The sequence below is a fragment of the Planktothrix serta PCC 8927 genome (assembly GCF_900010725.2).
Classification (GTDB): domain Bacteria; phylum Cyanobacteriota; class Cyanobacteriia; order Cyanobacteriales; family Microcoleaceae; genus Planktothrix; species Planktothrix serta.
Genome location: NZ_LR734883.1, coordinates 22,694 through 48,881, shown reverse-complemented (window position 1 = coordinate 48,881; position 26,188 = coordinate 22,694). Strand labels below are relative to the sequence as shown.

18 protein-coding genes are annotated in these 26,188 nt (G+C 41.0%); 7 read left to right on the top strand and 11 right to left on the bottom strand.

The genetic code is table 11. The features are described 5' to 3' along the window. Nucleotides 1-206: 206 nt before the first annotated feature. A complete protein-coding gene (gene glgX / locus PL8927_RS24230) occupies nucleotides 207-2,270 on the top strand; it encodes a glycogen debranching protein GlgX (protein ID WP_083626533.1) in 2,064 nt (687 codons plus the stop codon). On the opposite strand, the gene PL8927_RS24225 is transcribed toward glgX, so the two are convergent. The 3 genes from PL8927_RS24225 to PL8927_RS24215 are packed head-to-tail and all read right to left on the bottom strand — an operon-like array spanning nucleotide 2,267 to nucleotide 5,402. After that, nucleotides 2,267-3,061, bottom strand: coding sequence for an endonuclease/exonuclease/phosphatase family protein (locus tag PL8927_RS24225; protein WP_083626028.1), 795 nt, complete (start codon nucleotides 3,059-3,061; stop codon nucleotides 2,267-2,269). The genes glgX and PL8927_RS24225 overlap by 4 nt on opposite strands. 9 nt (nucleotides 3,062-3,070) lie before the next feature. Next, entirely contained in the window at nucleotides 3,071-4,492 is a 1,422-nt protein-coding gene (locus tag PL8927_RS24220; protein ID WP_083626027.1) for a dihydrolipoyl dehydrogenase family protein, read from the bottom strand. Between the two features lie 40 nt (nucleotides 4,493-4,532). Beyond that, nucleotides 4,533-5,402, bottom strand: coding sequence for an alpha/beta fold hydrolase (locus PL8927_RS24215; protein ID WP_083626026.1), 870 nt, complete (start codon nucleotides 5,400-5,402; stop codon nucleotides 4,533-4,535). 196 nt (nucleotides 5,403-5,598) lie between these two features. On the opposite strand from PL8927_RS24215, the gene PL8927_RS24210 reads away from it, so the two are divergent. From PL8927_RS24210 to PL8927_RS24195, 4 genes are all read left to right on the top strand, one after another. Next, nucleotides 5,599-7,551 carry an AMP-dependent synthetase/ligase gene (locus tag PL8927_RS24210; RefSeq protein WP_083626025.1) on the top strand — a complete coding sequence of 651 codons (1,953 nt, stop codon included), beginning with the start codon at nucleotides 5,599-5,601 and terminating at the stop codon, nucleotides 7,549-7,551. A 160-nt stretch (nucleotides 7,552-7,711) separates the two neighbouring features. Beyond that, nucleotides 7,712-8,158: a YlqD family protein gene (locus tag PL8927_RS24205; RefSeq protein WP_083626024.1), complete on the top strand. Its 447-nt coding sequence runs from the start codon at nucleotides 7,712-7,714 to the stop codon at nucleotides 8,156-8,158. A gap of 360 nt (nucleotides 8,159-8,518) precedes the next feature. After that, the gene (locus tag PL8927_RS24200) at nucleotides 8,519-9,799 is read left to right on the top strand and encodes a dihydrolipoamide acetyltransferase family protein (RefSeq protein ID WP_083626023.1); all 1,281 of its coding nucleotides are present in this window, start codon (nucleotides 8,519-8,521) and stop codon (nucleotides 9,797-9,799) included. Between the two features lie 179 nt (nucleotides 9,800-9,978). Beyond that, nucleotides 9,979-10,980 (top strand): zinc-dependent alcohol dehydrogenase family protein, encoded by a 1,002-nt coding sequence (locus PL8927_RS24195; RefSeq protein ID WP_083626022.1) that lies wholly within the window; start codon nucleotides 9,979-9,981, stop codon nucleotides 10,978-10,980. A 104-nt stretch (nucleotides 10,981-11,084) separates the two neighbouring features. Here PL8927_RS24195 and mrdA read toward each other — a convergent pair whose 3' ends face one another. Next, on the bottom strand, nucleotides 11,085-12,908 hold the full coding sequence (gene mrdA / locus PL8927_RS24190; protein ID WP_083626021.1) for a penicillin-binding protein 2: 1,824 nt from the start codon (nucleotides 12,906-12,908) through the stop codon (nucleotides 11,085-11,087). Between the two features lie 307 nt (nucleotides 12,909-13,215). On the opposite strand from mrdA, the gene cysE reads away from it, so the two are divergent. Next, nucleotides 13,216-14,031 (top strand): serine O-acetyltransferase, encoded by an 816-nt coding sequence (gene cysE / locus PL8927_RS24185; RefSeq protein ID WP_083626530.1) that lies wholly within the window; start codon nucleotides 13,216-13,218, stop codon nucleotides 14,029-14,031. Between the two features lie 532 nt (nucleotides 14,032-14,563). Here cysE and PL8927_RS24180 read toward each other — a convergent pair. From PL8927_RS24180 to zds, 5 genes are all read right to left on the bottom strand, one after another. Further along, complete coding sequence (locus PL8927_RS24180) at nucleotides 14,564-14,719, bottom strand: hypothetical protein (RefSeq protein WP_156093320.1); 156 nt, start codon at nucleotides 14,717-14,719, stop codon at nucleotides 14,564-14,566. Nucleotides 14,720-15,077: 358 nt separating this feature from the next. Further along, on the bottom strand, nucleotides 15,078-19,391 hold the full coding sequence (locus PL8927_RS24175; RefSeq protein ID WP_083626020.1) for a response regulator: 4,314 nt from the start codon (nucleotides 19,389-19,391) through the stop codon (nucleotides 15,078-15,080). Between the two features lie 350 nt (nucleotides 19,392-19,741). Beyond that, nucleotides 19,742-20,179, bottom strand: a complete 438-nt coding sequence (locus PL8927_RS24170; RefSeq protein ID WP_083626019.1) for a DUF4079 domain-containing protein — start codon at nucleotides 20,177-20,179, stop codon at nucleotides 19,742-19,744. Between the two features lie 18 nt (nucleotides 20,180-20,197). Further along, entirely contained in the window at nucleotides 20,198-20,650 is a 453-nt protein-coding gene (locus PL8927_RS24165) for an SRPBCC family protein (protein ID WP_083626018.1), read from the bottom strand. Between the two features lie 108 nt (nucleotides 20,651-20,758). Beyond that, a complete protein-coding gene (zds, locus tag PL8927_RS24160) occupies nucleotides 20,759-22,225 on the bottom strand; it encodes a 9,9'-di-cis-zeta-carotene desaturase (protein WP_083626017.1) in 1,467 nt (488 codons plus the stop codon). Between the two features lie 538 nt (nucleotides 22,226-22,763). Here zds and PL8927_RS24155 point away from each other — a divergent pair. Next, the gene (locus PL8927_RS24155; protein WP_083626016.1) at nucleotides 22,764-23,858 is read left to right on the top strand and encodes a glycerol dehydrogenase; all 1,095 of its coding nucleotides are present in this window, start codon (nucleotides 22,764-22,766) and stop codon (nucleotides 23,856-23,858) included. A gap of 247 nt (nucleotides 23,859-24,105) precedes the next feature. Here PL8927_RS24155 and PL8927_RS24150 read toward each other — a convergent pair whose 3' ends face one another. Together PL8927_RS24150 and PL8927_RS24145 are read right to left on the bottom strand one after the other, a co-directional pair. After that, nucleotides 24,106-24,810: a hypothetical protein gene (locus PL8927_RS24150; RefSeq protein ID WP_083626015.1), complete on the bottom strand. Its 705-nt coding sequence runs from the start codon at nucleotides 24,808-24,810 to the stop codon at nucleotides 24,106-24,108. A gap of 8 nt (nucleotides 24,811-24,818) precedes the next feature. Continuing rightward, nucleotides 24,819-25,946 (bottom strand): AAA family ATPase, encoded by a 1,128-nt coding sequence (locus tag PL8927_RS24145; protein ID WP_083626014.1) that lies wholly within the window; start codon nucleotides 25,944-25,946, stop codon nucleotides 24,819-24,821. Between the last annotated feature and the right edge of the window lie 242 nt (nucleotides 25,947-26,188).

The window sequence follows — 26,188 nt, the reverse complement described above, 5'->3', positions numbered from 1 at the left end:
AATAGGGATTTTTTGCTATTTTATCTTGTTTTCAGCCGGGATGATCAGTTGTCGGAGCAGTGTACCCCAATTAACGGTAATCTAGGTTAACGTTACAAACTAGAAACCAACATTTCTGTTACACAGAGAATTATTCCACAAGAAACGGGGTCAAGCAATTGAACTTAGCAATTAACAACACAGAAAACCCACAAGGAGTTAAAGGCGTGAATCTTGAGGTCTTGTCCGGTCAAAGTTTCCCCTTGGGATCTACGGTTTATCCAAATGGGGTAAATTTTTGTGTTTTTTCTAAAAATTGTATTGCTATAGAATTATTACTGTTTGATAGCCCGGATGCGTCTGAACCGACTGATATTATTCCCTTTAACCCGAAACAAAATAAAACCTTTTATTATTGGCATATTTTTGTTCCCGGAATTGAAGCCGGACAGATTTATGGCTATCGCGTTTATGGCTTATATAAACCAGAATTAGGCTATCGTTTCGATCCCGAAAAGGTATTATTAGATCCCTATGCTAAAGCCATTGTTAATACTGAAAATTATAGTCGATCAGCGGCTTCTGTGCCGGGAAATAATTGCGCCCAAGCGTTAAAAGGAGTTGTGATTGACAAGAGAACTTATGACTGGGAAGGGGATAAACCTTTAGAATTGCCCTACTCCCAAACGATTATTTATGAACTGCACGTTGGCGGTTTTACTCGCAATCCTAACTCAGGAATTGCCCCAGAAAAACGGGGAACCTATGCGGGATTAGTGGAAAAAATTCCCTATTTAAAAGATTTAGGAATTACCGCCGTTGAATTACTCCCCATTCATCAATTTGATCAACAGGATGCAGTTCCTCCTCGAAGTAACTATTGGGGATATAGTACCATTTCATTTTTTGCTCCCCATCGAGAATATAGTTTCTGTCGAGATGATTTTGGCCCGGTTAATGAATTTCGAGATATGGTCAAGGCATTTCATAAAGCCGGAATAGAAGTAATTTTAGATGTGGTTTATAACCATACCGCCGAAGGGAATGAAGACGGCCCGACGTTATCTTTCCGGGGATTTGATAACAGTATGTACTATATTTTGGAAAAAGATAATCTGGCTTATTATAGTAATTATAGTGGCTGTGGAAATACGATTAAAGCGAATCATGAAATTTCAGGACAGTTAATTATTGATAGTCTGCGATATTGGGTTTCAGAAATGCACGTTGATGGGTTTCGCTTTGATTTGGCTTCGATTTTATCGCGTGATAAAGAAGGAAATCCGATTGATGATGCGCCGATTTTATGGATTATTAAATCTGACCCGGTATTAGCCGGAGCTAAATTAATTGTTGAAGCCTGGGATGCGGGAGGATTATATCAAGTTGGATCATTAGCAGGCGATCGCTTTGGAGAATGGAATGGACAATTTAGGGATGATGTCCGTCGTTTTGTTAAAGGGGATGAAGAACAAGTTGAAAAGTTAGCTTATCGAATTATGGGAAGTCCTGATATTTATCCCCATCCCGATCGAGAAGTGCATTGTAGTATTAATTTTGTCACCTGTCATGATGGCTTTACTTTGAATGATTTAGTCTGTTATAATGAAAAACATAATGAAGCCAATGGCGAAGAAAACCGAGACGGTTCTGAGTATAATTTTAGTTGGAATTGTGGAGTTGAAGGTTCAACGGATGACCTATATATTCAAGCCTTACGCCTGCAACAAATTAAAAACTTTTGGGTGATATTATTACTGTCTCAAGGAACTCCGATGATGTTAATGGGGGATGAGGTTTGTCGAACCCAATTCGGGAATAATAACGCCTACTGTCAGGATAATGAATTAGGCTGGTTTGATTGGAGTGATGTCGGCAAACATCCTGATGTATTGCGGTTTGTGAAAAGCTTAATCCGCTTTAAAAAAGAACTCCATCTGTTTCAATTAGAGGATATTTTAGAAGTGGATATCCAGAGTGAGTTACCCCATGTTATTTGGCATGGAGTTCGCATCGGAAAACCTGATTTAGCTGAAAATTCTCGCACGATCGCGTTTAGTTTATATCATCCTGAAAAAGGCGAACATCTCCATATTATGTTAAATTCCTATTGGGAACCCTTGAACTTTCAGTTACCTCCCCTCTCTAAAGGGGAACGTTGGCATCGTTTGGTTGATACAGCCTTAGCGGTTCCTAATGATATTAGTAGTTTAAATGTTGCACCACCGATTACAGGAAAATATTATCATTTGAGTCCTCGTTGTGCTGTGGTTTTAATAGCTCAATCCTAACTAGGTGTAGCTATAAGGGAATTAAATTCTGCCATCACCGGAAAATGATCCGACGGCCAAATATCTTCGATTTGATTAATATCAATGGTAACAGATTTTAAGGGTAAACGATGGTCATAATAAATCGTATCAACGGCGGCGATCGCTTCCCCTGTAAAATCATGAAAGGTTTGTTGAGATTCTAAGGGAATATCGGATAAACTATCTAATAATTTAATTTTATTAGAAAGGGGTTTTAATAAAGCTAGTCGTTCTTCGCTATTGGGTTCAGCGTTAAAATCTCCGGTTAATATTAATAACGAATTCTCCGGGTTAACTTGACTCAATTGTTTTTGAATTAACGGAATACTCAATTTTCGAGATTGTTCACTGTGATAATCTAAATGGGTATTAAAAACGGTAATTTGTTGTTGGGTTTCTCTGGAAATAAACACCCCAAAACTCACTAATTTAGGCGTAGAATTTCCCCAGGTTGAACTCATACTCCCCACTAAGTTCGGGGTATCACTTAACCAGAAATCTTTTGATTTAATACATTGAAACCGTTTAATTTGATAAAAAATAGCACAATATTCTCCAGTTCCATTACCAATTTGATCCGTCCCAATACTTTGATATTGGGGTAATAATCGATGTAAATCTAAAATTTGATGGGCTTTTCCTTCCTGGGTTCCAATAATATCCGGGTCATGGCTTTGAATTAATTTGGCGATCGCATAACGGCGAAACTTCCAGTCATTGTTACCTTGATCGGGTTTATCATAACGAAGATTTAAAGTTAGAATTTTCATGAGTTTTAATTAAAGCGATCGCCTCCAATTGAAAAACCGTTCTAAAAGGGTTTGTTGCCAAGTATTCGCTGCATATTGTTGTTTTTTTAATAATAAAGCTGCTTTACTATTAACTTCAGATAAAGTCGGATAAATATGAATCCCCGTCAAAGCAGAAACCTTGAGACGATGAGACATCGCTAAAACAATTTCATGAATTAACTCTCCAGCCGATGCACCCACGAGATGAGCCCCTAAAATCTCGCCATTGCCTTTAGTAATAATTTTAGCAAATCCTAGGGTTTTTGCTTCAGCTTGGGCGCGATCAACACCGGAAAAAGGTTGTTTCAAAACATAAACATCCTCTCCATACTGTTCCTTTGCTTGCTGTTCTGTTAACCCCACTCTCGCTAATTCCGGGTCGGTAAATGTCGCCCAAGGTATCACCCGATAGTTAACTTTACTAATCGGAAAAAAGAGGGCATTGGTTAGCACAACAACGGATTCATAACCCGCAACATGAGTAAATTGATACCCACCAATCACATCTCCGCAAGCGTAAATACGGGGATTAATGGTTTGGAGTTTATCATTAACTTTAATACCCGATTGACTAATTGTAACACCCGCCGCTTCTAAATTCAAGGATTCAACATTAGGAACTCGTCCCACAGAGACTAATATTTCATCGACTAAAAAGGTATGATTCCCAGCTATAATTTTCTTTTGACTATTTTCGATTTCTATGCGTTCCGCTTTGGTATTATTTAAAATCACAATATCTTCCGATAACAATTGATCTTGAACCACTTTTGCCGCTTCAGGATCTTCTTTGGGTAAAATCTGATTTCGACTGGATAAAATTGTCACCTTTGACCCTAAGCGCGAAAAGGCTTGTCCGAGTTCACAGCCAATTGGCCCTCCTCCCATAATGGCTAAAGATTGAGGACAATCTTGTATAGAAAACACCTGTTCATTGGTGAGAAAACCCGCTTGATTTAACCCTGGAATATTGGGAATAGCTGGACGCGAACCCGTTGCAATTACAAAAGCTCTAGCGGTTAATTTACGTCCGTTAATAATAAAGGTTTTGTTGTCTAAAAACTGACCGTCTCCAAAAATTACCTCAACCCCTAAAGATTCAAACCGTTCAGGAGAATCATGAGGTTGAATAGTAGAAATAACTTGTTGAACATGACTTGCTGCTTGGGCAAAATTAATGTTATAATTGTCGGTATAAATGCCAAATTTAGCTGCATTTTTAACTTCATAAGCCACCCGTGAGGCATGAATTAAAGACTTACTGGGAACACAGCCAAACCATAAACAATCTCCCCCTAAGCGATCGCGTTCTATTAAAGCAACTTTGGCTTTTAATTGCGCCGCAGCACTCGCAATAACTAACCCCCCAGAACCGCCACCAATCACAACTAAATCATAATCAACAGCCATAATTTATCCTTTAAATTGTATACCTAATTATGAATCAAAATTAGAAATTGAGTAACCAATTTTGAACCCTTAAAATTTGATCTTCAGCCATCAAAGCGGGTGCATGACCAATATTAGGAAGATGAACAACCTCTAAATTAGAATGATCTAGCTGCATTTTTTCAATTGTTTCTGGAAGTAATAATTCCGAATTTTCTCCATGAATTAATAGGGTCGGACAGGTAACTTTAGACCAAGTATCCCATAACTCAATATCTTTTGAAGTTATGCCATTTTGTTCAGCAAAGGGAGCCGCCAGTTGCGGATCATAATGCCAACGATATCCAGCATCAGAATCAGGAACAATTGAGATATTTAATAACTGTTTCCATTGTTCATCGGTGAGATCTCCAAAACCAGCATAAATTGACCGCAGGTTATTTTCTGCAAGTTCTAAATTAGAAAATTCTTTAGGAGAAAATAATAAATAGTTGGCAATTTTTTCCAGGGATTTTTGAGATAGGAACGCTCCCACATCATTTAAGACTAATTTTTTTATCTGTTGGGGAAATTCTGCCGCCATAAACATTCCCATAACTCCGCCTAGGGATGTTCCCAACCAATCAACCTGATGCAAATTTAACTGTTGTAAAAAATACACCAAATCAGCGAAATACGTCGGCCAAACATAATATTTAGGTTCAGTTAACCAATCACTATTTCCTCGACCGACTAAATCAGGACAAATGACTCGATAATGGGAGGATAAAACCGTTGCTAACCTCTCAAAACTTCTCCCATTTAAGGTTAAACCATGAACACAAATTAAAACCTCTCGATTATTTGGATCTCCCCATTCCCAGTAAGCCATGCGATGTTCTTCGGGAGTCGGACAATCAATAAAATCATATCGGGCAGTAAATTCTAACATAAACTATAATTGTTGATGGTTGACTGTTGACTGTTAACCCAAACCTTGATCGGCTAAACCTGAGCCAGACAAAAATCTGTCCTCTGTTTATCTTGAGACTCATAAGCAAGATACGATGATAGTCACAGTATAGATAGAGAATCATCCGATTGTGGATGTTCCGACCCACGTTGTTGACTGACTAAAATAGTTTGCTATGATCAATCTGACTGACTGGCGTTCTGTGTATTCTTCTCTACAATGTTTTCCTGAAATTTGGCCGATTTTGAGCCAAAATATCGGTCAAATTATTGCGCTACATGACCCTCATGGGAAGCCAGAAGTGCGTCTGAGCTATTCGCAAGTGTGGCAGCAAATTCAACAATTTGCCACCGGGTTACAAACCTTGGGAATAGAAGCCACAACGGATGGGCTACCGCCACGCATTGCCCTATTCTCCGATGATAGCCCTCGTTGGATGATTGCGGATCAAGGAATACTCAGTGCTGGAGCGGCGGATGTTGTGCGCGGGGGAACAGCCGATCCCGCCGAATTAGCTTATATTCTTAAAGATAGCGGTAGTACAGGCTTAGTGCTAGAAAACTTTGCTCTGTTGAAAAAATTGCGTCCTGAAATTGAAGATTTACCGATTCAATTTGTGATTTTGCTATCGGATGAAACCCCCAATTCTCATGATTTACCGACGATTCCAGTTTTAAACTTTAGTCAACTGATGGAAAAAGGGAAAAATACCCCTTTTAAACCTGTTCAATACAGTCGAGAAACCTTAGCCACACTCCTCTATACTTCAGGAACAACCGGAAAACCCAAGGGAGTGATGTTAACTCATGGGAATTTACTGCATCAAATTAATGCTATTCCTGATGTAATTAACCCCGACCCCGGAGAAGTATTTCTGAGTATTCTTCCCACTTGGCATACTTTTGGACGCACCGGACAATATTTTTGTTTATCCCAAGGTTGCACCGTTGTTTATACGAGTATTCGCTATTTTAAACCAGACTTAAAACAATTTAAACCCCATTATATGATCAGTGTGCCTCGAATTTGGGAATCGATTTATGAGGGTGCACAAAAACAATTTCGAGAACAACCTCCTAAGCGACAAAAAATAGTTAACTTTTTCCTTTCCGTCAGTGAAAGATATATTTTAGCCCGTCGGGTTGTGCAAGGATTAACTTTAAATTTAGAACCTGCTTCAAGCTCTGAAAAATTCCTCGCTCAGTTACAAACTTGGCTATTAGCGCCTTTGCATCGTTTAGGCGATCGCTTAGTGTATCAAAAAGTTCGAGAAGCCACCGGGGGACAACTGAAATTTGCCATTAGTGGCGGAGGTTCCCTCGCTATGCACCTGGAAAATTTCTATGAAAGTGTGGGGATTAATTTATTAGTGGGATATGGGTTAACTGAAACCGCCCCGGTGTTAAGTGCTCGTCGAGAACGGCATAATTTACGCGGGTCATCGGGTAGACCCATCCCCGAAACTGAACTGTGTATTGTTGACCCCGAAACCCGTCAAATCTTGCCCTGTGGGGAAAAAGGGTTAATCTTAGCACGGGGGCCACAGGTGATGACGGGCTATTTTGAAAATCCCCAAGCCACAGCTAAAGCGATTAATGAGGATGGATGGTTTGATACCGGAGATTTAGGTTGGTTATCCCCGCAAAATGACTTGGTATTAACAGGTCGGGCAAAAGATACAATTGTTTTAACAAATGGTGAAAATATTGAACCCCAAGCCATTGAAGATGCTTGTTTACGCAGTCCCTATATTGATCAAATTATGTTAGTGGGTCAGGATCAAAAAAGCTTAGGGGCGTTAATTGTTCCCAATTTAGAGGCCTTAAAACAGTGGGCAACTCGGCAAAATCTCAACTTGAAACTACCTGAAGAAGCCCTTAACTCAACTCAGGGAATCACCTTAGACAGTCCCAACATCCAAAACCTGTTCCGAGAGGAACTTAACCGGGAAGTCAAAAACCGTCCCAGTTATCGGATTGATGATCGAATCGGCCCGTTTCAGCTACTTCGAGAACCTTTCTCGATTGAAAATGGGATGTTAACCCAAACTTTGAAGGTCAAGCGCCCGGTTGTAATGGAACGCTACCGCGATATGATTAACAAAATGTATGAAACCGTCACCCGTTAGCAATCTAAGCTGAATAGAAACTGATCAACTGAGGATAGCCGTCACCGTCCTACACATTTTGTGTATTCAAGTCGATGAACGGTTGTGTACGGGCGACGTGCGCGTCGCCTTTACGTTGCACGGGTGACGGAGGACTGACAACGGACAGGCATAACAACTTATGGACAATCTCAGACAATTACTGTTAAAACGACCGATCAACGTGAAAGCGGTGGTCACACCCCGTTGGAAGGAAGAAGCTCAACAGCAACTTCAAGTCCAAATTAATCAAATTGATAGTGAGTTGCAACAGTTAGAAATGAATGGACAACGGATGGTGGCAGAAATTAAACGCCAAAGTCTGCATCCCCTTGGCCCCGACGCATTGCAACAAGTAGAAAATATACAAGTTCAGGTTAATGAACGCAAAAGTCAACTCTTAGATCAGAAAAATCAACACTTGCAACAACTTCAACAAGTTCAAACCTTAGAACTTGAACAAGAAGTCAGTCAGGGACAAATTGAAAGTATCTTTACCGTTGTAGAAGGTGACAATTTGATCACTAAAATGCAAGTGGAAGTTCTTTTACGAGATGGTGTCATTGAAGAAATTCGCGGAGACATTTAAAGATTGTTGTCGGTTATCGGTTGACGGTTAATTGGGAATCGGGAATGGGCATTCTCGCAACACCTCAACATTCGTAGGGGCGGGGGCACCCAAGGAGTGTCAACAATCGCGCTAAAAGTAGGCTTGTTACCGAAAGTTCTTTGATTTTTTTGAAGCGTCCTAGATCCCCCCTAACCCCCCTTAACAAGGGGGGAACGATCCCCCCAACCCCCCCTTTTTAAGGGGGATTTAGGGGGATCTAATCTGGGCTATAATCACCAGTTTTTGGCTTAAGTTGACACGCTTTGGGGGTTACCCCGCCCGGACATCGTAAACAATCAACACTGATTTCACGTTTGAACTCTATTTCTGATCACGCTTATGGCAATTCATGAAGTTTTTATGCCCGCCCTGAGTTCCACGATGACCGAGGGTAAAATTGTTTCTTGGCAAAAGTCCCCCGGCGATAAAGTTGAAAAAGGGGAAACCGTTCTGATCGTTGAGTCAGATAAAGCCGATATGGATGTAGAATCCTTCTATGAAGGCTATTTGGCAACGATTATTGTTCCGGCTGGAGAAGCCGCCCCGGTGGGCAATACCATTGCGTTAATCGCAGAAACCCAAGGGGAAATTGAACAGGCGAAACAGAAAGCCTCCTCTGCGAGTGCTTCAGTTTCCGCCCCAGCACCCGCCACTCAAACTGTTGCAGCCAGTCCCGTTGTGGCGACGGCTGTTATGGAAGCGACTACCGTAACGCCTCGGAATGGCCGGATTGTGGCCTCTCCCCGTGCCCGCAAATTAGCGAAAGAACTGAATTTAGATTTAGCGACATTAACCGGAAGTGGGCCTTATGGTCGCATCGTCGCTACTGACGTGGAAACAGCCTCTGGACGTCCGGCTGCACCCCAGACTCAACCTCAGATCCCAGCCCCCGCCGTGAGTCAGCCTGTGGCTAAGGCTCCGGCTCCGGTGGCTGTGGCTGTTCCTCTGGGTCAAATCGCACCGATGAACACCCTGCAAAGCGCCGTTGTCAGAAATATGACGGCGAGTTTGTCTATTCCGGTGTTCCGGGTGGGATATACGATTACAACGGATGCTTTGGATCAGCTTTATAAACAACTGAAATCCAAAGGTGTAACCATGACGGCACTGTTAGCAAAAGCAGTGGCATTAACGTTACAAAAACATCCGATTGTGAATGCCAGTTATGTCGAAAATGGGACTCAATATCATGCGGGTATTAATATTGCGATCGCCGTAGCAATGCCCGATGGCGGTTTAATTACTCCGGTGTTAAAAAATGCCGATCAAATTGATATTTATTCCCTGTCTCGAACTTGGCAAGATTTAGTCGAACGGTCTAGGGCTAAACAGTTACAACCGGATGAGTACAACAGTGGAACATTTACCCTATCCAATTTGGGAATGTTTGGGGTAGATCTGTTTGATGCGATTTTACCTTCCGGTCAAGGTGGAATTTTAGCGGTAGGTGCATCCCGTCCTCAATTAGTGGTTTCTCCCGATGGTTCAATGGCGGTTAAACGCCAAATGCAAGTGAATATTACTTGCGATCATCGAATTATTTATGGCGCCGATGCAGCCGCATTTCTGCAAAGTTTGGCAAAATTAATTGAAACCAATGTGCAATCGTTAACGATGTAATACAGTAATTGTTGACGGTTGACTGTTGACTGTTGACGGGTACGGGCGGGTTAAGTCAGATCTTTCCCGCCTGTAGTAAGCCCTTCAGGGCTTTATTCTCCTTGATTATTTTACCGATTAAGGATACAGACGCGCCATAGCCCATCTCTACACTGATTACTAATTACTGAGGATGACTTATGAAAGCAGTTATTATGACAGCAGTTGGGGAACCCGATGTTTTGCAATTTCAAGAAGTCCCTGATCCTAAAATTCAATCCGCCACTGAAATTTTAGTCCGCTTAAAAGCGGCGGGAATTAATCCTATTGATACAAAATTACGCAGTAGAGGTACGTTTTATCCTGATCAAATGCCCGCTATTTTAGGGTGTGATGGGGCGGGAATTGTGGAAGCCATCGGCTCAGAAGTGGAAAAATTTCAAGTCGGAGATGCCGTCTATTTCTGTAATGGGGGACTCGGTGGAGACTATGGAAATTATGCAGAATTAACCGTTATTGATGAAAAATTCGCTACTTTGAAACCCCAAAGTTTGAGTTTTATTGAAGCGGCGGCATCCCCCTTAGTTTTAATTACGGCTTGGGAAGCGTTGTATGACCGGGGAAGATTACAACCGGGACAAAAAGTGTTAATTCATGGGGGTGCAGGTGGCGTGGGTCATGTTGCCATTCAGTTAGCAAAATTACAAGGAGCAGAAGTTGCCACAACGGTTAGTTCTGCTGAAAATGGGGCGTTTGTGCAGGAATTAGGGGCAGATTTTGTAATTAATTACAAAGCAACGGATTTTGTGGAGAAGGTTTTAGAATGGACGCAGGGAGAAGGGGTTGATTTAGCGTTTGATACTGTTGGCAAAGAGGTATTTTATCAAACGGTTTTAGCGGTTAAAAATTATGGGGATTTAGTGAGTATTTTAGAACCTGATCCCAAGTTAGGAACGTTAAAAGAAGCTCGGTTACGAAATTTACGCATGAGTTTAGAATTAATGTTAACACCGATGTTACAAGCCCGGATTAATGATCAAGTAGATCAGGCTAAAATTCTGCAACAATGCGCTCGGTTAATGGATGAAGGAAAATTAAAAATATTAGTTAATCAAACCTTTCCCTTAGCAGCAGCTTCTGTTGCTCACAAAGTATTAGAAGCCGGAGTCACCAGAGGTAAATTAGTATTAACAATGGAATAAAAAATAGGGGTACAAGAAACAAGGAACAAGGAAAAAATCATCTCATTCGGTGAGTTTTTGACTTGTTCCCCATTGCCTATTGCCTATTGCCTATTGCCTATTGCCTATTCCCCATTCCCTGTTCCCTGTTCCCTGTTCCCTGTTCCCTTAGAAAAATAAGTTTGAAACATGGCTTTAGCAATAGGAGCGGCCGATTTTGAGCCATAACCGCCATTTTCCACCACAACGGCGATCGCAATTTCTGGATTATTAGCAGGCCCAAAGGTCACATACAGGGAGTGAGAGGTTTGTCCCAATACTTCCGAAGTCCCGGTTTTCCCCCCGGTTAAAGGAATTGAACCATCATTCATCCCTTGACCCGTCCCATACTCAACCACAGCAATCAGCCCTTCTTTGATCACCTGAACCGCTTCTGGTTTGAGTCCTGTAGGTTCCGGTTTCGTTTTCGCGGTTTTGGTTAAATCAGCTAATAGATGGGGTTTAACGCGATAACCGCCATTTGCGATCGCAGAAACCATCACCGCCAACTCTAACGGCGTGGCTAACACAGCCCCTTGACCAATAGACATCGTAACCGTATCCCCCAAATACCAGGGTTCCCCATAGGTTTTTTCCTTATCTTCAGGGGTGGGGATAAATCCTTCTGACCCTTCCTGTAATCCTAAAAGCTCTAAACTGGTGTTCCCAATTCCCAAGCGTTTACCCCATTCGGCAATATTTTCCGGCCCCACGGCCATTCCCAATTGATAATAAAACGTATTGCTACTGAAAGCGAGAGCATCTCGAAAGCCAATTACCCCATAACCCCCACTATGTTCATTAAAGGTAATCCCTCCTACCGTAATCGAAGCATAAGTACCCAGCACGGAATCTGGAGTAAATTTACCCGAACCCATAGCAGCCGCCGAGGACACAATTTTGAACGTGCTACCGGGTGGATATCCTTGCAGGGCTCGATTTAAAAACGGATCATCTTCGCCTTGGAGTTCTTGCCATTGTTTTTGACTGATGGGTTTAGTAAAAATATTCGGATCAAACCGGGGACTACTGGCCATTGCCAAAATTTCTCCCGTTTTAGGATTTAACGCCACAGCCGCCCCTCGACGATCTCCGAGGGCTGTTTCTGCGGTTCTTTGTAAATCCAAATCAAGGGTTAATTTAACATTTTTTCCCCCTTCAGAGGCGCGTTCACCCAGTTCTCGTAATTCTTGGTTCATGCTATTGACTTCAATTAAGCGAGAACCCCAAACCCCGGACAGTTGTTGATTAGCCATCGCTTCAATTCCCAACTGTCCCACAACCATCCCCATCGGCCATTGCGGGTGTTTTTTCAACTCCTCGGAGGTGGCTTCACCAATATAGCCCAAGACCTGTGAGGCGATGCTCCCTTGGGGATAATAACGGCTGGATTCGGTTCTGACTTCCAAACCGGGTAACTCGGCGGATTTTTCTCCTAACCAAACAAAAGCCTGGGGTGTCAAAAACTGACTAATTCTCACGGAAGTTGCGGATTGATACCCCACCTTTTCAATCGGAGCTAAAATCTGTTCAGGAGTCATGTTCAGAACTGGACTCAGCATCGCGGCAATTTTCGTCCATTGTTCTGGTGTTTGCTCCTTGGGCCAAATGTATAAGGCACGGGTTAAATGATTGGCAGCTAGGGGTTTATTCTGGCGATCTAAAATATAACCCCGATTGGATGGGACAGGAATCAGGCGAATGCGATTGTCCTCGGCGCGTTCTCGGTTTTTCTCGCCTTCGACAAATTGCAGTTGCACCAGACGAAACGAATGCAAACCCATTGCCAGAGTTGCCAAGAACATTAATAATACGGCACGATGTAAAGGACGGATATCTCGTTTTTGAGCCGATCGCAAAGGAATTTCAGTCTGACGAACACCCGTACCCCAAGAATAATTGCTCTCCATATTCACTCTTATTTAAAATTTTAGATTTATTCACCGAAACACCAAGATAGTACGACTAATAGTACGACTAAAGTTATCGAATTGGGCAAATGTAGGCTTGCGATCGCATCAGTGGGGAGTAAAATCGCCACCTGAGTAACCAACATAGATCCAAATGTAATCAGGCTTAAGAGTAATAACAACATCCATCTTAAAATAGGGAACAGGGAACAGGGAATGGGGAATTACGAATTACGAAACGTGATCCAGATGCCTTCATCCTTTAAAATGAGAAGAGTGGTCTGTAAACAATAATTGGCTATTAATGGTGCTTAAGACCCTTCGAGATGACTTCCGCATTATCTTTGAGCGTGACCCTGCGGCTCGCAACTGGTTAGAAGTCCTGTTCTGCTACCCCGGTCTTCAGGCTTTGTTATTTCACCGCCTAGCACACGGGTTATATGCCTTGGGACTTCCGTTTATTCCTCGTCTGATTTCCCATATCGCTCGCTTTTTGACCGGGATTGAGATTCATCCAGGCGCCGTCATTGGCAAAGGTGTATTCATTGATCATGGCATGGGCGTTGTGATTGGTGAAACAGCTATTTTAGGAGATTTCTGCCTAATTTATCAAGGTGTGACCTTGGGGGGAACGGGGAAAGAAAGTGGGAAGCGTCACCCGACCCTTGGAGAAAATGTTGTTGTTGGAGCCGGAGCGAAAGTTTTAGGCAATATCCAACTGGGTGATAATGTCCGCATTGGGGCGGGATCGGTGGTACTGCGGGATGTTCCAACTGATTGTACTGTTGTTGGTGTTCCCGGCCGTATTGTCTATCGTTCTGGGGTTCGGATTGATCCCCTTGAACATGGCAGTCTTCCTGACTCAGAAGCGCAAGTGATTCGGATGTTAGTGGATCGGATTGAACTATTGGAACAGCAGGTACAAACACTGCAACAACAGTCCTCCGTTGCTCAAGATCAACTTGAAGCGGCTCTGAAATTGGAATATTGTCCTGATCAAGATAGGCTAACTTTCCCAGAACAAACCAGAGATTCTGATCAAGAATACTTGGTTTTGACTGCGACCCATTGCCGTCTTCAAGATCGTACCATTCAAGAGTTTTTAGATGGTGCTGGGATTTAAGAGTTTTAGGAAAAGGGTTGTCAATAGTCAACTAATAATTACGAATTACGAATTACGAATGATTAATTCAATTAATTCGTAATTCGTAATTTTTAATTCTTACTGTTCCCTGTTCCCTTTTCCCTTTTCCCTTTTCAATACTAAACCCACCCCTCTTAGAAGCAGAATAGAGGGCGGGTTTAGGGAGATAATTACTAATCATTAAAGCTGGTCTCGGAACCCGCCCCTACGGTTTAATTGTTGATTATTACTCAAATGCGATCGGATTTTTTCAACAATAAAATGTAGGGGCGGGTTCTGTAATTATCTTCAATTCTGATCAAGAATCTGACTAAACCCGCCCTCTTTTCAATGCGATCGCCTGAGAATAGAGGGCGGGTTTAGGGAGATAATTACTAATCATTAAAGCTGGTCTCGGAACCCGCCCCTACGGTTTAATTGTTGATTATTGCTCAAATGCGATCGCATTTTTTCCACAACAAAATGTAGGGCCGGGTTCTGTAACAATATTCAATTCTGATCAAGAATCTGACTAAACCCGCCCTCTTTTCAATGCGATCGCCTGAGAATAGAGGGCGGGTTTAGGGAGATAATTACTAATCATTAAAGCTGGTCTCGGAACCCGCCCTCTTTTCAATGCGATCGCCTGAGAATAGAGGGCGGGTTTAGGGAGATAATTACTAATCATTAAAACTGGTCTCGGAACCCGCCCCTACGGTTTAATTGTTGATTATTGCTCAAATGCGATCAGATTTTTTCCACAATAAAATGTAGGGGCGGGTTCTGTAATTATCTTCAATTCTGATCAAGAATCTGACTAAACCCGCCCTCTTTTCAATGCGATCGCCTGAGAATAGAGGGCGGGTTTAGGGAGATAATTACTAATCATTAAAGCTGGTCTCGGAACCCGCCCCTACGGTTTAATTGTTGATTATTACTCAAATGCGATCGCATTTTTTCAACAATAAAATGTAGGGGCGGGTTCTGTAACAATATTCAATTCTGATCAAGAATCTGACTAAACCCGCCCTCTTTTCAATTGGATTTCATATTAATTCTGCTTGTAATGCAATTTTAACTTGCTCAAATTCCGTTTGAATTTGGGTGTAGAGCGTTTCAGTTTCGGCTAGGGATAAAGGATTTTGAGTTTGATTATAATGACGCGCTAGAGTTTCTAATTTTTGACATTGTTCTGACAAACTAAAAGCGCCGAGAGTTCCACTAATTGATTTTAGAGAATGGGCGGCGGGTTGTAATTCCTTAGCATCAATATTAGCGATCGCAATTGCAATAGCTTCTAAGAGTTCCGGGGCGGTATCAAGATAAATTTCAATCACTTCTTCCAGGGCTTCTACCTCTCGTAATCCTTGTAAAACTTTAGCATCCAAAATCGTTGGAGTTGAAGTAATTGTTATTAAAGGTAATTGTTGATTTAAAGTAACATTTAAGGGTTTATAGTTCGTTGTTTCAGAATCTAAAGTAACAGGAAGGTCTTGAAGAGGTTGACATTTACTCAGAACTTGGATTAACTGTTCCATGCGGATCGGCTTACTAATATAATCATCCATTCCCGCATTCATACATTCATTGCGATCGCTTTCCATTGCATTCGCTGTCACCGCAATAATTCGAGGTCGCATCAGTTGAGATTGCTGAGGATTTCCATATAATTTTTGAATCTGACGGGACGCTTCTAACCCATCCATTTCCGGCATTTGCATATCCATTAAAATCACATCATAAGGTTGACGACGCAACGCTTCTAAGACTTCAAAACCATTCCCCGCCACATCCGCCCGATATCCCATCCGTTGTAAAATTTGTAACGCAACTTTTTGATTAACCAGATGATCTTCTGCTAATAAAATGCGTAAAGGTAATTTTTCCGCTAATAAAGGAATATCCTGTGAGGGTCGTAACGTTCCCCGATTTCGACTGTGTAAATAGGTTTGACTTTGAACATGAACCTCTAAAGGTTCGCCTCCCAAAATATTAATTAAAACGTTATAAAGTTGGGATTGTTTAATCGGTTTATTTAAACAAGCTGCAATTTCAATCGATTTAGATTTCCCTAAATTTTTTCCCCCCACTGATGTTAATAAAATTAAGGGTAAATTTTGACAGGAGGGTAATTGACGAATTTGTTTTGCTAAGGTTAACCCATCTATCGCCGCCATTTGCATTTCAATAATTGCCACATCAAACTGTTTACGCTGCAACCATTCCAACGCCTTCGCCCCATTTTTAACCGTTTGGCTTGACATTCCCCAAGCTTGGGTTTGCAGCTTTAACATTTGTCGGCTACTAACATTATCATCTACAATTAATAACCGTTTTCCCGCTAACTCATGTAGCGTTGACCATTCAGGAGATAAATTTGAACAAGACTGAGCAACAACAGTAAAATAGAAGGTTGAACCTGGGCGAGTCTCGGTAATTTTTTCGGTTTTATTCTCCTCTTCGTCTGCACCTTCTCCATCTAATATACAAAAAGAATCTAAAGATTGTTCAAGTTTAAAATTCTCTGGAGGATCTCCAGCTATTGCGCCTCGACTTTCCACCCACATTTGACCCCCCATGAGTTCAGCTAATCGTTTACTAATCGCTAATCCCAAACCTGTTCCTCCATATTGACGATTAATCGAAGAATCTACTTGACTAAAAGACTGAAATAACCGATCCATTCCATTCGAGGGAATGCCAATTCCGGTATCTTGAACCGCAACTTTAATTTCATAGAAAGAACAGGATATAGAATGATTAATAGAACTATCTTTATCTGGATATTTTTGTAAATTTTGAGGTTGATCATTACTCGGATCATCGAGTTTTTCAGCCGTTACGGACACAACCACTTCTCCACTCTCAGTAAATTTCACCGCATTACTCAGGAGATTAACTAAAATTTGGCGTAATCTTGCCATATCTCCAATAATTTGATTCGGGGTACAAGGATCAATTAAATAGGCTAAATCCAGATTTTTACTCGCTGCTTTAGTGACTAATAAATCTAAAGATTCTTCAATACAAGTTCTTAAATTAAAAGGATGATTTTCTAAATCCAGCTTTCCTGATTCAATTTTAGAAAAATCTAAAATATCATTAATTAAACATAATAACGCATCGCTACTACTCCGAATCGTTTCTACAAAATCCTGCTGCATGGGGGTTAAGGTGGTATCTAACAGTAACCCCGTCATCCCAATAACAGCATTCATAGGCGTGCGAATTTCATGACTCATTGTTGCCAAAAATTCACTTTTTGCCCGGGTTGCTGCTAAAGCTTGATCCCGTGCCTTTGCTAAAGCACTAGCGGTTTCTTGACGTTCAATTTCACCGCCGATCCATTGTGCCATTAATTTTAATAAATCTCGATCTACCGCTTGAAATGGCTCAGATAAAGCTTGAGAACTCCAAAAACACAGGGTTCCGTATACGTCTCCATCCACAATCACCGGAGTCCCCATATAAGCTTCAATGGGGAGGATTTTATGAGCCGGACAAAAGGGTATACCCGAAAATTTAATCGATTCAAAATAAAGGGGTTGTTTAGCTCGAATTGTGATTTGACAAAAGGTATCTTCTAACTTATAAATTTGTCCGGCTTGAATGGATTGATTCGGGGCAGCTACGGCTATAATTTTATAGGTATAATCAACTTCTTGACTCTCTTCTAAGCGGGGGTAAATTTCGTAATTTCCTATTCCCTGTTCCCTGTTCCCTGTTCCCTGTTCCCTGTTCCCATCGATTTGAACATGGGATAAAATTCCATATTCTAAACCAAATTTAGCACAGCCTAATTCTAAAATCTGTTGTAGTCGAGTTTCAAAAGTGAAGTCCTGACAAGAGGTAATTTGATAAAGTGCTCTAATAGAAGATTCACTGTCTTGAAGTTGTTGTTCTCGTTGTTTGCGTTCAGTAATATCGCGGGATACTCCGATTATTTCCTGAACGCTTCCGGTTGTCAGATCCCGAATCGCACTACTGGTGGTTTCAAACCAAATATAATCGCCGTTTTTATGACTAATCCGATATTCAATAGTGTAGATAACATTTTGTTGTAAAATAATACGATAAGCTTTAACAATCACATCTAAATCATCAGGATGGATGAAACAGGGTAACGGATTTCCGATTAATTCTTCCGGCTCATATCCTAATAAAGTGCGACAAGCCGGAGACGCATATAAAAATACCCCTTCGGGAGAATGGCGGGTAATCATATCGGTTGAATTTTCCGCCATTAATCGATAGCGTTGTTCACTTTCTTGACCTTGAGATTGAGCATCGGCTAAAGCTTGTAACATTCCATTAATAGCCTCGGCTAAACTCGATAATTCATCCTTTCCGGCTACGGTAATTCTTAAGGCTAAATTTCCACTTTCCCCAATTTGGTTAACCGAACTATTTAAAGCGGTGAGTCGAGCCAGCACTAATTTTTCTAATAATAATAGGGTGATTCCTCCGAAAATTAACCCCACGACTAATAAAAATAAAGTGAAATAGGCTAAAGTCGTTTGACCTTGTTGATAAATTGGACGACGAACTTGAACTTGTAAAGATAATTTTGGTTCTCCATTCAAATCTGCTATTGTGGCTGATGCGATCGCAGTTTCTGCATTTAAAGAGTGCAACCGAATGGCTTGAGGATCAATAATTGCTTCTGCGTAGGGTTGAATTTGAGGAGACAATAGAAAGGGATTACTGGCCATTCCTTCCGAAATCCGATCAAGAGTCAATGACAGTTGAGTAATTTCAGCTAATCGTTGAATCTCAGGGGCGTCGAGATAACGCCCTAAAATTAATACCCCTCGACTTGGCCCGGTGGCGGTACTGGTTAAAATCGGTCGGGAAACCACCAATAAAGGACTTTCGGGTAAAACAATAATTCCTTGAATGGGAGAGGGAGTTAAATGTGGTTGTTTGAGACTCGCTAAAAGGGGGCTATTTAAGGTAAGATACGAAGATACACTGGGGGGGATCGGTGTTTCCTGACGGCGTTGGGAATCAAACCCCTTACTAAAAATAATTTCACCTTTGGGGTTCATCAGGATAAATAGGTTGAGCCGTAAATCGGCGAAGGTGGTATCAACTAAGTTAGAAACCACATATTGGCGGTTTTGAGCATCAATAAACCGATAAGTGTCATCCCATTTAGCCTGATCCTGGGCGATCAAATCTAAACTATCTAAGTCATCATTAATCGCATTTAAAGCCCGGACAACATCTTGACGGACATATTGGCTTTCTAGGTGGCGAAAATCATGCACCAGCAACATAGAGGCGGTAATGTACATCGCCACGATTAACCCAATCAGGGCTGCACCAATAATGAGCAGTGTTTTCTTTCGCAATTTCATGGCGGTGTGACCTTAGATGTGCTATTTGGCAGTGAACGAGGTTGTATTTGCACCCATCCTCTAAAGGAAACGATTTTGCACTGATCGTAGATCGGAAATTAACAGTTACACGGGTTTCAATCGCTGAACCGTATTTCCACTGAAATCAATTCCTATCCTCATTGTATCTTGGCTTTTGGAGTCCGTAGAGATGTTCCTTCGGGCCTTTCAGTATGGCTTTGTTTAGGGAGTCTAAACAGGAGTTAAGAGTTAATGTTAAGAGTTAATATTTTATTTTTCATCGGATTAAGTCTGATGAAAAATTGTTAATTTAGTTCAATTAATGATCAAGTTTTGAATTGAATTTAGGCTTAAGGTAAATATTTCTGTACGATCACCCACCCAGATAAAGATACCGCAGTAAAAGCAAAAAATAAACCTATATTCAGGCTAATGTGGAGCGATCGCGCCCAAGGATTTTTAGGATTAATTTGGGTAGCACTCCAACCCGATCCTAACACTAAACTCACCACAATTAATCCCGCAGCCAGATGAATCGAATGTCCTAAACTGCCATAATATCCCAAGGTTCCCACTAAACCAATCGCCAGTAAAGCCAAAACTAAACACACCATCCCCGCACCCACAAAATAATGCAGTGTTCTGAGTCCCTTGGGTCGAGGTTGTTTACTTTGGCGTGAATACAGCATCCATCCTCCCGTCATCGCTAATACAAGGTAAGCGAAGACCGAACATCCCATTGACCAAGCCGCTATTTTCCATAGCCATAAAAACGACGGTAAATTCATAATAGGGATTTTTATATATTAATTCAAAGAATTACTATAGAATTCTATGGCATAATCTCTAAATCGTTCTAAATCTTTTTGAATCGTTGACTCTACTATCCCCCCCAAAAATAAATTATCCATCAGTTGTCCTAAAATTCCGGGGATCGCATAAGAAATCGTCAATTTAACAATACTACTCCCATGACGATCATAAAACCGAATTGCTCCCCGATTCGGTAAACCATCTACTGATTCCCATTGAATAATTTGATTAGGAATTTGTTTTAAAATCCGTGATAACCAACTAAATTCAAAATTCCCCGTCGCTAATTTCCAGCGAGATAAATCAGGATTATCCTCTAAAATTGTAACCGAATCAATCCATTTCATCCATCGGGGCATTTGTTCCAAATCTGACCATAAATTCCACGACACATCAATGGGAACTGGAACTTCAACTTGGACACTATGTTCTAACCAATCAGCCATAATATTAAATCGATGTAATATAATATAGAAACCGGGTTTATGAAGGATATAGGTTAATTTTATCCTATATCACGATTAGAAACCCAGTTTCTTTAACCCCCCTGATCATTAAACAACGACAGGAGAAGGTTTTAGATGAGGAAAACTGGTTTCTAATATGGCTTTAGCCGCTTGTCGTCCCGAAATTGTTGCCCCCTCCATACTATCAATATAATCTTGTTGCGTGTAACTTCCGGCTAAAAAGAAATTAGCAACCGGAGTTTTTTGACTCGGACGATAGGCATCCATTCCCGGCCCTTCTCGATATAGAGATTGAGCTAATTTCACCACACTATACCAAGTCATATTCAGTTCACGGGAACTGGGAAATAAATTCTGAACTTGTTTGAGAACATGGTGGGCAATTTCTTCGTTATTTTGTTTAATAAACGGATCACCCGGAGTTAACACTAATTGCAATAAAGATCCTTGTCCCTTTCGATAATAATCTGCCGGACTCGATAACGCTAAATCGGAGAAACAGGAGAAATCTGCATCAGCCGTATATAATAAATTGTCAATGCCAGCCGCTTGTTTTAGTTGTTGACGTTTTTCGGGATCATTTAATTCCGTTACCCAACCATCAAACCGCAGTTGTACCGTTGCTACGGGAACGGTTTCTAATTTATAAATATTGTCAAATTCCGACCATTTTCGCCAAGCAGAAGGAATCATTTTCTGCACACCGGGAACATCGCCAGCGCAAACATAAGCATCTGCAATAATGGTTTCTTCTGTATCCCCTTTTGCTACTATCATTCCGGTAATATAAGTTTTCCCGTCGATTTCCTCAAATTGAAGTTCTCGAACTCGACGCCGGGTGTGAATTTTTACTCCTCGTTGTTCTAAATAGTTAACAATGGGTTTATGCAAATATTCGGCTGGAGATCCTTCCAACATTCGCAATACAGACGCCTCTGTTTTTGCGGCAAAAAATTGGAAAATCGTTAACATACACCGAGCAGAAATTTCCTCGGTATCGATAAATCCTAACGCATAGGCAATGGGGTTCCACATCCGTTTTAAACTGCCTTCAGAACCGCCATGACTGCGAAACCAGTCGGCAAAACTCACCCGATCTAATTCGCGGATAATTTTCATCGCCCCTTCAAAGTCTACCAACCCTCGGACAATCGGGCTAGTCCCTAATGCGATCGCATTTTGTAATTTATCCAGTACCGAGAGTTGGGAAGTGGTGAAAAAGGCTTTCAACCCGTTAAAGGGGGCTCCGGTAATGAAGCGAAAGTCTAAACTTCCGGTTTTTCCTCCGGTATTGACAAAAACGTGGGTATGGTCTTTTAACCGGAGGTTGTCAATGGCTCCCACCTTTCGCATCAGTTCAAATAAGTTATAGTAGCAGCCAAAAAAGACGTGCAACCCCATTTCAATATGGTTGCCATCGGCATCTATCCAACTGCTGACTTTCCCACCCACAAAGGGGCGAGATTCAAAAATTTCGACTTCGTGTCCGGCATCTACGAGGTCTATTGCCGTAGTCATGCCCGCTAAACCTGCTCCTGCGATCGCAACCCGCATCTTTTAGACTGCCCTTTTCCTTAACCATTTGTTTACAGATTGTAACAAAAAGCGGGAACATTCCAAAGTGGGGGTTGTTGACGGTTGACCGTTGACGGTTGACCGTTGATCAGTTACATCCTATTGAGATTGTTTCAGAAACCCCGTCTTCTTCCCTAACAAAAATCTCTTTTTCCCTTTTAGTTTAAGGAGTTTGATTCGCAAAAAAAATGTAACAAATTATTGAAAATAATTGACTATTTAAGAGTGATAGTTTACAATATATGCTATGAACCGGGACTAAAGTATAATAAAATGCTAGGCTGGTTAACAGCTACGGTTTTTTTGAAGTTTAATCATCAAATTTTTAAGGTCTTGGTTCTAGTTTCAAGCGTTTCAGGCGAGACAGACCCATTAAGAAACTATCTGGAACAGAGATTTCCGGGGAATTGTGATGAATTTCTCTTTGTGTGTCTCTGTACGTCTACGGTTCGTTATTTTTTATTGTTCGTGACTTCTGCGGTGAGTAAGAGTGTTCGTTTTGAACAAGGAGCAAACCGTGATTACTACAGCTATCTTCCCAGCCCGATATGTTCAAGGCAATCATGCGATCCGGTTTCTGGGAGAAGAATTAAGTCGTTTAGGTCACAAAGCCCTAGTGATGATGGGCCCCGTTATTTTTCCTCAATTGCAACCTATTGTTGAGGAGTTCACCCAGGGAAAAATCGAGATTTATCTCGAACGTTTTGGAGGTGAATGTTGCGATCATGAAATTCAACGGATGGTGAGTTTAGGTAAAATTCAGCAAGTTGATTTAATTGTTGGTATTGGAGGAGGAAAAACCATCGACACGGCAAAAGCCACCGCCTATCATCTTCATCTTCCCGTCGCTATTGTTCCAACTATTGCTTCCACCGATGCCCCCTGTAGTGCCCTATCGGTGATTTATACCCCGGAAGGGGTTTGGGAGCGTTATCTGGTATTACCGCGTAACCCCGATCTGGTTTTAGTCGATACCCATATTATCGCTCAAGCCCCTGTCCGCTTCTTGGTAGCCGGGATGGGAGACGCCCTGGCGACTTGGTTTGAAGCCGAAGACTGTCAGATTAAACGGGCTAAAAATATGACCGGACGCATGGGGCCGATGACTGCTTTTAGTTTGGCTCATTTGTGCTACGAAACCTTGCTCGAATATGGCGTTTATGGGAAAATAGCCTGTGAACAACAGGTAGTCACTCCCGCCTTAGAACGAATTATCGAAGCCAATACGTTACTGAGTGGACTGGGTTTTGAAAGTGGCGGACTAGCCGCAGCCCATGCCATTCATAATGGGTTTACGGTTTTAGAAGAAACTCAGAAATTCTGGCACGGCGAAAAAGTGGCTTTTGGGGTGCTGGCGATGTTAATTTTAACCGATCGCCCTAGTCCTGTGATTGATCGGGTGTTCAGTTTCTGTGAGTCCATCGGACTACCGACGACTTTAGCGGATATCGGACTGGAAGGAGTCAGCCGCGATCGTTTATTATTAGCAGCAGAGCGGGCCTGTGGAACAGGTGAAACCATCCATAATGAACCTTGTGAAATCAGCCCGGAAACTGTGTTGGCGGCGATAATAGCTGCGGATGCAGAGGGACGAAGACGGAAACAATTCTAATATGAAATCCTTAAATGTATGCTACAGATAGGGCATCTAAAATAAAATCCCATCCAGTCACAGATTTAATAGCTTGGGGTGTTAACCTGACGGGGTGACAACCCCGTCAGTTTGTGATCGCTATCTGTATAAACCACCTTACTGATAATAAGAGACTGTTTATCAAAGCAGTCCATTGATTAACAGGAGTGGGGCTGACAGAGTAGAAGTGCGATCACTTTTCTGATCTAATTATTTCTTATGTTGACTACTGCTCCTTAGCCCTTTGAATCATAATATTTTTGACTCTTTCACAGAACTCTAGAAAGAACTGAAAAGTTTTAAGGTCTTCAGGTTGATCTCGTACTCTTTTTTGTAGTTCTTCAAAATAGTATTTCTCTTTAGCATCCTTCGGATTCTTCTTGCTATATGTTGTATTTTTTGATCTAAAAACTTCTCTTAAGTATTCATAATGGAAGTCAGCATGATTTCTCATTTCATTCTTTCCCATCTCTTCAGGATTTTTCTGAGAGACATCATAGTAGTTTACATATCTTGCCAATGACAAATCTAATGGTTGCCTAGAGTCAAAAATCCTTTTATTACCCAGCAACCAAGTTTCTATACAGCGATTTTGTATAATAATTTCAACTTTAGTCTTTCCTAAATTGATTTCTTTACCACTAATAAACTCACGTATATATTGAGTCCTTTCCTCTACTGACTCCTCATCAGCATCAACACATATAACGAGATAATCGTATCTTGGAGCTTCTAAAATCTTATCAACAGCGTTTTCAAGTCCGTCATATAGAATTTTAGGATATCCTTCTCCACTGATTAGATAATAGTTGTTATTTTCGACTTGATCATAATACTGAACCCTTACTAGATTAGGAATTAGATATTCAAGCCATTTTGGATATATCTTTCTCTCCGTACTCTTTCCCTCAACCAAAAAGTAAATATTCATCACTACTCCTATAGGTCTGCTTCGTCCTCTAAAACATTGATCAAATCAATGAAAGCTTTTTGTCTGGATTCAGATATATGAAAGTCTTTTGAATTTTTGGCAGTCACCAAGCCAGCTTTCCGAGTAACTATTTTCCAGTAAGCAGGACTAACATTGTTTATTATATAAGGGTGATGGCTAGTAATAATAAACTGTACCTTCTTATTATCAAGTACAAGCTCGGTAACACTGTCTAAGCAATTAACGCCTAAGCTATTTTCAAATTCATCGATTAGGATAATGCAATTTTCAGGAGCTAGATATAACTCACTAATATACATCAATGTTTTCAACATCCCTGAAGAGATATTCTCAATCCAATCTTCTATTCCTTTTTCTTTAATGCTAACAGTGGTAGCTTCCTTGAGTAATTTAGATAATGCAATAGGAATATCGTCATCCTTAATGATCTCAACTTTTATGTCGGAGACGTTTGGGAAAACGGATATAAAAGCTTCTTTAATCTTGTTAAATTCTTCAGGAAGCGTTCTGTAAAGAATAGATAATTTTATTGGCACAGGCAAACCACTTTCCTGCAAAGCAGATAGTGAAGCTTTTTCAAACTTCTTAAAAATAGATACTGGCAAGCGCCAAGCTCTATCACCACTCCCAGAATCAGCCAGTACAATTTTATCTAATGATTCTTTCACAGGAGCAATTTGGTCTTCTTGTTTGAGTAGTTCAACGACACTTTCAAAAGGCGATAGTTTAGGGGTTTTGCTTCCATTAAAAATAATTTCTGAGTCTATTCTCTCGATTAGAACGTTCTCATTGTTACAAACTAATTGCTCATTTATGAGTTTTACTTGCTCGTCCTCTTCCGAAGTTTCATTGATAGAGATAGTGTTTTCTCGTGTTTCAAATTCTCCACTCCAAGTATATTCAAGATTATTGTTGGCTATAAAACAAACATTCCATTTAACACCATTTAGAGATGCACCATTAGCTATAGATTTTAGGCTGTAAATAGCTCTAAGTATTCTTGTTTTACCTACACCAGATACACCAACTAAAAGATTGAGATTTGGCAGAAAATTTACCTCTTCCAGCTTCCATTTGTACTCATCATCGTAATACTCTAATTTTTTGATTTGCATACTGTTACTTTTTTGTCAATCTGTTTATAAGCAAATTTTTAGCTACAGCAAATATTTTAGCATATCTTACAAAGAGATTAAAGGAATTTAAAACTGTCCGAGAATGTGTGGATACCGCCTTTAGAAATTGTCCTAACGTATGCGCGTAGCGCTATAGCATACATTTCAGGATTTCATATAAGCTGATTTTCTCGGCATTGAGAGGCGATCGCTTTTTGAGGGAGTTAAAGAGCGATCGCTAT